This is a genomic window from Kordia sp. (genome assembly GCF_022447245.1).
Taxonomy (GTDB): Bacteria; Bacteroidota; Bacteroidia; order Flavobacteriales; family Flavobacteriaceae; genus Kordia.
Map to the genome: position 1 here is coordinate 1 of NZ_JAKVBC010000067.1, position 9,761 is coordinate 9,761.

General features: G+C 32.9%; 12 protein-coding genes. 9 read left to right on the forward strand and 3 right to left on the reverse strand.

Going from position 1 to position 9,761, the window contains the following annotated elements; all coding sequences use genetic code 11:
• Window positions 1–54: 54 nt before the first annotated feature.
• Both MK119_RS23780 and rlmH read right to left on the reverse strand, forming a co-directional pair.
• A complete protein-coding gene (locus MK119_RS23780; RefSeq protein WP_290684152.1) occupies window positions 55–633 on the reverse strand; it encodes a non-canonical purine NTP diphosphatase in 579 nt (192 codons plus the stop codon).
• A gap of 13 nt (window positions 634–646) precedes the next feature.
• Window positions 647–1,120, reverse strand: coding sequence for a 23S rRNA (pseudouridine(1915)-N(3))-methyltransferase RlmH (gene rlmH / locus MK119_RS23785; protein WP_290684154.1), 474 nt, complete (start codon window positions 1,118–1,120; stop codon window positions 647–649).
• Between the two features lie 450 nt (window positions 1,121–1,570).
• Between rlmH and nadC the strand changes: the two genes are divergently transcribed.
• The 5 genes from nadC (at window position 1,571) to priA (ending at window position 6,962) form a co-directional block, all read left to right on the forward strand.
• A complete protein-coding gene (gene nadC / locus MK119_RS23790; protein ID WP_290684155.1) occupies window positions 1,571–2,431 on the forward strand; it encodes a carboxylating nicotinate-nucleotide diphosphorylase in 861 nt (286 codons plus the stop codon).
• Complete coding sequence (locus MK119_RS23795) at window positions 2,431–3,354, forward strand: YihY/virulence factor BrkB family protein (RefSeq protein ID WP_290684157.1); 924 nt, start codon at window positions 2,431–2,433, stop codon at window positions 3,352–3,354. The genes nadC and MK119_RS23795 overlap by 1 nt, the downstream gene beginning before the upstream one ends.
• A 68-nt stretch (window positions 3,355–3,422) precedes the next feature.
• Window positions 3,423–3,992, forward strand: a complete 570-nt coding sequence (locus MK119_RS23800) for a chalcone isomerase family protein (RefSeq protein ID WP_290684159.1) — start codon at window positions 3,423–3,425, stop codon at window positions 3,990–3,992.
• Entirely contained in the window at window positions 3,985–4,434 is a 450-nt protein-coding gene (locus tag MK119_RS23805) for a DUF2147 domain-containing protein (RefSeq protein ID WP_290684161.1), read from the forward strand. The genes MK119_RS23800 and MK119_RS23805 overlap by 8 nt, the downstream gene beginning before the upstream one ends.
• A 74-nt stretch (window positions 4,435–4,508) precedes the next feature.
• Complete coding sequence (gene priA / locus MK119_RS23810; protein WP_290684163.1) at window positions 4,509–6,962, forward strand: primosomal protein N'; 2,454 nt, start codon at window positions 4,509–4,511, stop codon at window positions 6,960–6,962.
• A 131-nt stretch (window positions 6,963–7,093) separates the two neighbouring features.
• On the opposite strand, the gene MK119_RS23815 is transcribed toward priA, so the two are convergent.
• Window positions 7,094–7,786, reverse strand: a complete 693-nt coding sequence (locus MK119_RS23815; protein ID WP_290684164.1) for a LytTR family DNA-binding domain-containing protein — start codon at window positions 7,784–7,786, stop codon at window positions 7,094–7,096.
• 187 nt (window positions 7,787–7,973) lie between these two features.
• Between MK119_RS23815 and rpsF the strand changes: the two genes are divergently transcribed.
• The 4 genes from rpsF to MK119_RS23835 all read left to right on the forward strand — a co-directional run bounded on the left by rpsF (window position 7,974) and on the right by MK119_RS23835 (window position 9,654).
• A complete protein-coding gene (rpsF, locus tag MK119_RS23820; protein WP_290684166.1) occupies window positions 7,974–8,312 on the forward strand; it encodes a 30S ribosomal protein S6 in 339 nt (112 codons plus the stop codon).
• Between the two features lie 3 nt (window positions 8,313–8,315).
• Entirely contained in the window at window positions 8,316–8,615 is a 300-nt protein-coding gene (gene rpsR, locus MK119_RS23825; RefSeq protein WP_290684172.1) for a 30S ribosomal protein S18, read from the forward strand.
• A gap of 14 nt (window positions 8,616–8,629) precedes the next feature.
• The gene (gene rplI / locus MK119_RS23830) at window positions 8,630–9,082 is read left to right on the forward strand and encodes a 50S ribosomal protein L9 (protein WP_290684168.1); all 453 of its coding nucleotides are present in this window, start codon (window positions 8,630–8,632) and stop codon (window positions 9,080–9,082) included.
• Window positions 9,083–9,183: 101 nt separating this feature from the next.
• Window positions 9,184–9,654, forward strand: a complete 471-nt coding sequence (locus MK119_RS23835) for a DUF6495 family protein (protein WP_290684170.1) — start codon at window positions 9,184–9,186, stop codon at window positions 9,652–9,654.
• The last annotated feature ends 107 nt before the right edge of the window (window positions 9,655–9,761 follow it).

Genomic DNA, 9,761 nt, shown 5'->3' on the forward strand with positions numbered 1-9,761 from the left:
ATTAATAAAAAATGGAAGTAAAACAAGTAAGACTTTATATTTTTTCAAAATAGTTTATGCTTTGGTGTTTAAAAAACCAATCAATTTTTGTACCGCTTTCCCACGATGTCCCACACGATTTTTTTCTTCTAGCGAAATTTGAGCGAATGTTTCTGAAAAACCATCAGCCATAAAAATTGGATCATAGCCAAAACCTTTGTCGCCTCGTTTCTCTTTGATGATCGTTCCTTCACAAATTCCTGTAAATGTATGTTGTTCTCCATTTAGAATCAATGCAACGACCGTTTTGAATTGCGCGGAACGATCTTCTTTGTTTTGAAGATTATTCAATAATTTATTCATATTGTCGTCTGCATTTCGTCGTGGACCGGCATAACGTGCAGAGAAAACACCTGGTTCACCGCTTAAAGCATGAACTTCTAAGCCTGTATCATCTGCAAAACAATCGTATCCATAATGTTCTTTTACGTATTGTGCTTTTTGAATGGCATTCCCTTCGATGGTAGGCTGTGTTTCAGGAATATCATCTTCACAATTAATATCTTTTAAACTTAATACAGTGATGTTTTTGGGTACTAAAGATTGTACTTCTTTGACTTTATTTTGATTGTTGGTGGCAAATACGATTTTCATGGATTCTAATTTTTTATCGATGATGATACGGTTCATTACGTAATATGGTGAATGCTCTATACAATTGCTCTACAACAAATAAACGTACCATTTGGTGTGAAAAGGTCATTTTTGATAAAGATACTTTTCCTTGCGCTTTGGCGTAAACGTTTTCAGAGAAACCATACGGTCCGCCAATTACGAACACTAAAGTTTTGATTCCTGAATTCATGCGTTTCTGTAAATAGGTTGAAAGTTCTACGGAAGTGAACTGTTTTCCGTTTTCATCTAACAAAATCAATATATCAGACGAAGATAACTTTTTAAGAATCAATTCACCTTCTTTTTCTTTTTGTTGTACTTCACTTAAATTTTTAGTGTTTTTCAAATCTGGAATAATTTCCAAATCAAATTTAATATAATGTGATAAACGTTTTACATACTGATCGATCAATTGTTGCAATTGTTTATCATCAGTTCTTCCAATAGCGAGTAACTTAATATTCATGCCTCAAAAATAAAGGAATTTTTAAGAAATTGCGTATCTGTGTTTTTGAGAAAATCAGAATTTAAAAAAAACTTTATGTGTATAGAAACAATGGTTTTGCCCTAAGCGTAACTCGTGAAGTATTCTTACGTTGCTTACACAATCAAAAAATAGTTAATCATTAAAAAAAAAAGAATAACACTTACTAAAGTTTAACAAAAACACAATTTCAAAAGTAAATACACTGACTGTAAAAGGAGGAGATCTACTGCATCACAATCTGACTGTGTATCACATTGTTTAGGATGGGAATGTCACGATCATGAATAGATTTAAATTCTTAGTAAACATTAATAGTAGTATCATCTTTATATAGCTGGTGCTTTTTTATTTTCCAATAATTATGTAACACATTTTGGATATGCAATATAAACTTCGCAATTTTGATGTAATTACTATTTATTATAAAGAATGATTTCAGAAACGCAATTTCAAAAAGAATTAGAGTTAATTATAGCAAACGCAATTAGAGAAGATGTTGGTGATGGCGATCACAGTTCACTAGCTTGTATTCCCAATACAGCTATAGGAAAGGCAAAATTATTGGTAAAGGATGAAGGAATTATTGCAGGTGTCGAATTTGCCAAAATGGTCTTTAACTACGTAGATCCAGAGATGGAAGTGGAAACGCTTATCGAAGATGGAAGTACAGTGAAATATGGCGATATCGCATTTTATGTAACTGGAAAATCACAATCAATTTTAAAAGCAGAGCGTTTGGTATTGAACGCTATGCAACGTATGAGTGCCATTGCAACGAAAACGAATATGTTTGTGCAATTATTAGAAGGTACAGCAACAAAAATTTTAGATACACGTAAAACAACGCCTGGAATTAGAGCACTCGAAAAATGGGCTGTTAAAATTGGTGGCGGTGTAAATCATCGTTTTGCTTTGTATGATATGATCATGCTAAAAGACAATCATATCGATTTTTGCGGAGGAATTACGCAAGCAATTACACAAACAAAAGATTATTTAAAACAGAATGAACTTGATTTAAAAATCATTGTAGAAGCACGTGATTTGGATGAAATTGTTGAAATACTAAAAACAGATGGTGTTTATAGAATCTTAATTGATAACTTTAATTATGAAGATACGCGAAAAGCGGTAGAAATGATCGGCGATCAATGTTTAACGGAATCTTCAGGTGGAATCAATGAAAAAACCATTCGTGAATATGCGCTTTGTGGTGTGGATTATATTTCCTCAGGAGCGTTGACGCATTCAGTATACAATTTAGACTTAAGCTTAAAAGCCGTTGAATAATGTCTAAAGACATCGAAGACAAACTTGACAAAATTCCAATCATCAACATACTTGTAATGTTGTTGAAGAAAGTAAAACTACCTGGACTTGAAGGTTTGTCTTTGTATGACTTATTAGAAATGTACATTGTAGGTATTGTCAATGGTACATTAACCGCACGAGCAGGAGCAATTGCTTTTAGTTTTTTCATGGCAATATTTCCATCATTATTATTCTTTTTGAATTTACTACCCTATGTGCCTGTAGAAAACTTTCAAGCGAATTTTATAGAAACGATTACTTCGTTGTTACCGCAGGAATCAGGAGCTTTTTTGAATGAAATTATTATTGATATTGTAAACAATAAACGTGGCGGATTGCTTTCTACAACTTTCTTTCTGTCTATCTTCTTAATGGCGAATGGCGTAGGTGCAATTTTTGCAGGATTTGAAAATTCTTATCATGTACATGAAAAACGCAGTTTCTTGAAGCAATATCTATACGCATTAAGTGTCGGTTTACTTTTGGCATTGTTATTGATTTTTTCCATTATCGTACTAGGATATTTAGATATATACATACCGTATTTAAGCGGTTCTGACGTCGAAAATGCTGGAATCGGTGTATATATAGCACATTATATATTCCTGATTTGTATGATATATATAGGCGTAGCTATTTTGTATTATTTTGGAACATTGCGAGGAAAAATAGCACGATTTTTTTCTATTGGCGCATTGTTTACAACAATCCTAATTATACTTACATCGTACCTGTTTGGAATTTATATTGCTAATTTTTCTCAATACAACCAACTCTATGGTTCTATAGGAGCTTTACTGATATTAATGTTGTATATCTGGTTAAATGCTAATATATTACTGTTAGGTTTTGAGCTAAATGCTTCTATTGATAAGTTGAAAAACAAAAATGAGAAGCTCTAAATTTATTATGTTTGCATAATAAAAAGTAGTATATTACGAACGAAAATTATAAATAAACTCAATAGAAAATGAAAAAGTCAATTTATGCGTTTATCGCTTTTTTAATCGTAGGTATGAGTGTTGCAACTGCACAGCACGAAGTAGGAGCAGCAACTTTACCAGATACCGTTAACTTTCATGGACAAGAACTTGTATATAATGGTGCTGGTGTGCGTAAAAAAGCGTGGTTTAAACTCTACTCAGGTGGATTGTATTTACAAAATAAATCAAGTAATGCGTATGATATCAGAACTGCAGATGAAACAATGGTGATTAGATTATACATTACATCTGGGATGATTTCTAGTAAAAAAATGATTAATGCTGTTGATGAAGGTTTTGAGAATTCAACAAATGGAAATACAGCGCCTATAGCAGCTAAAATAGAAACGTTTAAGAACTTCTTTAGTGAAGAAATTAATGATGGAGATATTTTTGATATAGCCTACATCAAGGATAAAGGTGTGTATGTATATAAGAACAGTAAAGAACAAGGAATTATTCCCGGATTAGAATTCAAAAAAGCACTTTTTGGTATTTGGTTAGGAAGTAAACCAGCAGACAAAAGGCTTAAAAAAGGAATGTTAGGAAATGACTAAACCTAAATTGTACAAAAAAACAAGTTACATATATATTGTATTGTTTCTATTTTGTATGCAGTTGGGTTTTGCGCAAAGTGTTGTTGGAAAATGGAAAACTATCGATGATGAAACTGGAGAGGCAAAGTCTATCGTAGAAATATATGAGCAAAATGGAAAGATTTACGGAAAAGTAGTAGATATTATTGACGCTTCTAAACGTAACGGATTGTGTGAAAAATGTAAGGATTATCGAAAAAATAAGCCAGTTTTAGGAATGCAAATCATTGATGGATTGACCAAAGATGATGATGAATATTCAGATGGAAAAATTCTAGATCCTGAAAAAGGAAAGCTATACAAATGTAAAATTTGGCTAGATTCTGATAATAAAAACAAATTATATGTACGTGGCTATGTTGCATTTTTTTACCGAACTCAAAATTGGTATCGTGTAAACTAATCACAAAAAAATAACATAAAAAACCACTCTGAAAAATGAGTGGTTTTTTTATGTAAAGTATGTACCTTTGAATAATGGCGAATTTTATAGATGTCATATTACCAATTCCACTTCAGCGACTTTTTACGTATAGCATTTCAGGAGCCGAAGCACAATTTCTACAGCAAGGAATGCGTGTGGCAGTTCCGTTTGGAAAAAGTAAGGTTTACACAGCTTTAGTGTACAAAATTCATCAAACGGCTCCAGAAATTTATGAAGCGAAAGAAATTCAACAAATTCTAGATGAGCAGCCTATAATTACTGCTCAACAATTAAAACATTGGGAATGGATAGCGAGCTACTATATGGCGAGTTTGGGAGAAGTCTTTCGTTCGGCAGTGCCAAGTGCCTTTTTATTGGAAAGTGAAACGATTATCTCTAAATATTCAACTGCAGAAGTTGATGAAAGCCAATTGAAAGATGATGAATTTTTAATCTTTGAAGCCTTACAACATCAAGCATTATTAAAGATTCAAGAAATCAGTAGTATTCTGGGTAAAAAAAATGTGCTACCAGTCTTAAAAAGATTGATCGATAAAGAAGTGATTCAGGTATATGAGGAAATCTATGAACAGTATAAACCAAAGTTGGTACGCTATGTAAAACTACATACAAATTATACCAGTGAAGAAAGTCTTCAAATACTTTTAGATTCACTCAATAGAGCTAAAAAACAACGTGAAGTTATACTTACTCTGTTTTCGATTTCTGCAAGTACAAAGCGACCTATTACTGTTAAAGAACTAGCGAAACAAAGCAATACAAGTTCATCTGTAATTAAAGCGTTAATAGACAAAGGAGTTTTAGAAGAATATTACATTCAAAAAGATAGAATAGAATATAACGGAGATGATACTGAAGATTCCAAAGCTTTAAATTCCTATCAAAAAGAGGCTTATGACACCATACAAACGGCTTTTCAAACACAAGACGTTTGCTTGTTATATGGAGTTACATCGTCTGGAAAGACAGAAGTGTATGTAAAACTCATAGAAGATGTCCTCGCTAAAGGGAAACAAGTTTTGTATCTATTACCAGAAATAGCATTAACAACACAATTAATCACGCGTTTGCAACAGTATTTTGGAGAAAAAGTAGCCATCTATCATTCCAAATATTCTGTTCATGAACGTGTTGAGGTTTGGAATAATGTCCTTCAAAACAAAAACAAAGCGCAAATTGTATTAGGAGCGCGTTCTTCATTATTATTACCTTTTTCAAATCTAGGTTTAATCATAGCAGATGAAGAACATGAAACTTCCTTTAAGCAATATGATCCAGCGCCAAGATACCATGCGAGAGATGCGGCAATTGTACTCGCAAAAATGCATCAAGGGAAAATTGTATTGGGTTCGGCGACACCAAGTGTAGAAAGCTATCATAATGCAATGACGCAAAAGTATGCTTTAGCAACAATCACAAGGCGTTATGGGGATGTTTTGATGCCTGACATGGAATTGGTAGATATCAAAGAAAAGCATCGTAAAAAACGAATGAAAGGTCATTTTTCAGATCGATTATTGGAAGAAATTGAAGAAACGCTTGAAAACGGTGAGCAAGTTATTTTATTTCAAAATCGTCGTGGATATGCGCCTATCATTGAATGCAATACCTGCGGACATTCGCCACAATGTCCAAACTGTGATGTTAGCTTAACGTATCATCAATACAAAAATCAATTACGTTGCCATTATTGCAGTCATCATATTGCGATGCAGCAGCAATGTTTGGCTTGCGGAAGTCATGAATTGGATACCAAAGGTTTTGGTACACAGCAGATAGAGCAGGAGCTCAAAGAATTATTGCCAGAGGTAAAGGTTGGGCGTATGGATTTAGATACGACTCGTGGTAAGTATGGATATCAAAAAATCATTTCTTCGTTTGAGCAGCAAGAAATCCAAATATTGGTAGGAACACAAATGTTGACCAAAGGATTAGATTTTAGGAATGTAAATTTGGTAGGAATTATGAATGCTGATAGCATGCTAAATTTTCCAGATTTTAGAGCGCATGAACGTAGTTTTCAACTCATTCAACAAGTTGCTGGTCGTGCTGGAAGAACCAAAAAGAGAGGAAAAGTAATTGTTCAAACCTACAATCCATATCATCAAATATTGCAACAAGTTTCTGTTGGAGATTATGAAAACATGTTTAAGGATCAATTGAACGATCGCAGGCAATTTCATTATCCACCTTTTTATAGATTGATCAAAATTACTCTCAAACACAAAGAATACAATCGTGTGAACGACAGTGCGGCTTGGTTTGCAAAATCGTTACGAAATAGTTTTGGCGACAATGTATTGGGGCCAGAATTCCCACCAATAGCGCGTATTCGAAATTTGTATCTAAAAAATATCTTGCTGAAAATACCAAAGCAACAATCGTTAGCTAAAACCAAAGATGTAATTACGAGAATAAAAACTAGTTTCTTATCAATTTCAGATTATAGAAGTGTCCGAATTATAATTGATGTAGATACTATTTAGTTAGGTAATGCAAAAAGTAAGAATTGAACTTTTCTCAACAAAAAGATGTTTAAACTTCTGTGTAAGAAAATTAAACAAAATTAGTTTTGTGATTTTTAAAAAATTGAAGAAGGTCTAAGCGGAGTCGTTGACTAGATATTAGATAAAGCTTCTGACAATTCTACCTTTTTGTTTCTGCTCAAAGGAATCAATTGACCAGCAATTTCAACATTTTTACTGTTAAAACGATCTACTTTATCTAAATTCACAATATAAGATTTGTGGATTCTTAAGAACTTATTTTCAGGAAATTGTTTCTCAAAAGCTTTCATTGTAGATAGTACAACAATATTGCTTTCGTCAGTCACTAATTTTACATAATCGCCTAAAGCTTCAATCCACTTAATGCTGTTTAAAATAACTTTACGCTTTTTCAAATTGCTTTTCACGAAAATATGATCATCATCTTCGTTACTTTTCGCGCCGTAGCTAGATTTGTCAAGGGCACGCGCAATGGCTTTGTCAAAACGTTCTTTCGTTAAAGGCTTGTGTAAAAAGTCGGTAACATCATAATTAAAGGCTTTAAAAGCGTATTCTGTTTTTCCAGTTACCATGATTACCTGTGGTGGATTTTTTAATGACTCTAGTAAGTCAAATCCATTTAAAACAGGCATCTCTATATCCAAAAAGATTAAATCTACGTTATTTGTTTTTAGGCCATTCTTCGCTTCTATAGCGTTGCTATATTCTGCAATTAGATTTAGGGAAGGATGATTTAATATCAACTTGGCGACAGCCATACGTTGGATAGAAGAATCATCAACAATTATACAGTTAAGCTTCATAAGCGAAATAGCGATTTTTTCTAATTTGGGTACATGCAATGTTATAAAAAATAAATCAAAACCGCAACAAAAACGCGGATTTATTGCTGATTTTTTATAGAATTTTGTAAAAAAAAGACATGTTTTTGTTTGGATTAAAACAAATAAACAGTACATTTGCGCCCAATTTTAATTAAAAATAGTATTTATGAATCATTATGAAACTGTTTTCATTTTAAATCCCGTTTTATCTGAAACTCAGATAAAGGAAACAGTAGCGAAATTTGAAGATTTCATTGTTTCTAGAGGTGGCAAAATGATTTCAAAAGAAGATTGGGGACTAAAGAAGTTAGCATACCCAATTCAGCACAAGAAAAGTGGTTTTTACCACCTATTTGAATTCCAAGCACCAGGAGAAGTCATTACTCCTTATGAATTAGAATTCAGACGTGACGAGCGTATCATGCGTTATTTAACTGTGAAATTAGACAAGCATGCAATTGCTTGGGCTGAGAAGAGAAGAAATAGAAAAACTGCTAAAGCTTAAGAAATTATGTCTTCAATTGAACAACAAGCAAAAGGAAAAAAAGAAGGGGAAATTAGATATTTAACTCCTCTAAATATAGAGACGCAAAAGGCAAAGAAATATTGTCGTTTCAAGAAGTCAGGTATCAAATATGTAGATTATAAAGATCCAGATTTCTTATTAAAATTCGTTAACGAGCAAGGGAAATTATTACCACGTCGTTTAACAGGAACTTCATTAAAGTATCAACGAAAAGTGTCTGTAGCTGTAAAAAGAGCGCGTCACTTAGCATTAATGCCGTATGTAGGCGATATGTTAAAATAAAATATAGGCAGATTATGGAACTTATTTTAAGACAAGACGTTGAAAATTTAGGATTTAAAGATGATATCGTAACTGTAAAGAACGGATACGGAAGAAACTACTTAATTCCTCAAGGATTTGCAACATTAGCAACAAGTTCAGCTAAAAAAGTTTTAGCAGAGAACTTGAAACAAAAAGCATATAAAGAGCAAAAATTAGTAGATGAGGCTAACGCAACTGCAAAAGCATTGTTAGACTTAGAAATTAAAATTACTGCAAAAACAGGAGCTGGAACGAAATTATTCGGATCAGTTAATAATATTGATTTAGCAGAATCTTTAAGCAAAGCTGGTCACGCAATTGAGAAGAAATTCATCAAAGTAATCGGTGGAAACGTAAAGCGAACAGGTAAATACGAAGCGAAAGTAAGATTACACAGAAGTGTAGTTGTAGATTTACCATTCGAAGTTATTGCAGAAGCAAAATAATAACGTATATCGTTACAATATGAAGCCACTCAATTTGAGTGGCTTTTTTTATGCTAGCATTTTGAATAATTGTAAATTTGCACTCTTTATTTTTAAAAGCAATGAAATACGCAAGACTTACAAAAGAACAACTAGAAGAATTACGCCAAGAATTCATTAATTTCTTAGCGACACAATCCATTACAGCTGATGAATGGGCAAAGCTCAAGACTGATAAACCTGAAGTTGCAGAACAAGAAATAGATGTATTTAGTGATTTGGTGTGGGAAGGTGTATTAACACAAGCAAAGTTCTTGGAAAATATTTCATCGCAACACATGTATTTATTTCACTTGCGTGAAGATGAAATGAAATTGATAGCGGTCAAGATCTTAAATGAAGCAATTGATATTACAACCAAAGAAGGTTTTCAATGGTTACGCGAAAACTACACGACTGAAGAAGTGGAAATATTAACGGCAAATAAAGCATATTCAGACGATAGAAATGCGGATAAATTTGCTTTACTACAACAAGGTTCAACTATTACGAAAGGTCAATTGTATGAATGGTTTGAAACGATGCTTTCGTAATTACGAATGATTTTAAATATGTTAATTCGAGCCAGTCGAGAATAGCTTAAATATTAATTTATACCTTATATGTAATTGGGAATTCTCCTGTGCCAATATATGTAATG

Coding starts and splice junctions, on each gene's coding strand:
- priA (WP_290684163.1), top strand. CDS start 4,509: ATGGCGAATTTTATAGATGTCATATTACCAATTCCACTTCAGCGACTT.
- MK119_RS23780 (WP_290684152.1), bottom strand. CDS start 633: ATGAAAATCGTATTTGCCACCAACAATCAAAATAAAGTCAAAGAAGTA.
- MK119_RS23800 (WP_290684159.1), top strand. CDS start 3,423: ATGAAAAAGTCAATTTATGCGTTTATCGCTTTTTTAATCGTAGGTATG.
- MK119_RS23835 (WP_290684170.1), top strand. CDS start 9,184: ATGAAATACGCAAGACTTACAAAAGAACAACTAGAAGAATTACGCCAA.
- rplI (WP_290684168.1), top strand. CDS start 8,630: ATGGAACTTATTTTAAGACAAGACGTTGAAAATTTAGGATTTAAAGAT.
- MK119_RS23795 (WP_290684157.1), top strand. CDS start 2,431: ATGTCTAAAGACATCGAAGACAAACTTGACAAAATTCCAATCATCAAC.
- rpsF (WP_290684166.1), top strand. CDS start 7,974: ATGAATCATTATGAAACTGTTTTCATTTTAAATCCCGTTTTATCTGAA.
- MK119_RS23805 (WP_290684161.1), top strand. CDS start 3,985: ATGACTAAACCTAAATTGTACAAAAAAACAAGTTACATATATATTGTA.
- MK119_RS23815 (WP_290684164.1), bottom strand. CDS start 7,786: ATGAAGCTTAACTGTATAATTGTTGATGATTCTTCTATCCAACGTATG.
- nadC (WP_290684155.1), top strand. CDS start 1,571: ATGATTTCAGAAACGCAATTTCAAAAAGAATTAGAGTTAATTATAGCA.
- rlmH (WP_290684154.1), bottom strand. CDS start 1,120: ATGAATATTAAGTTACTCGCTATTGGAAGAACTGATGATAAACAATTG.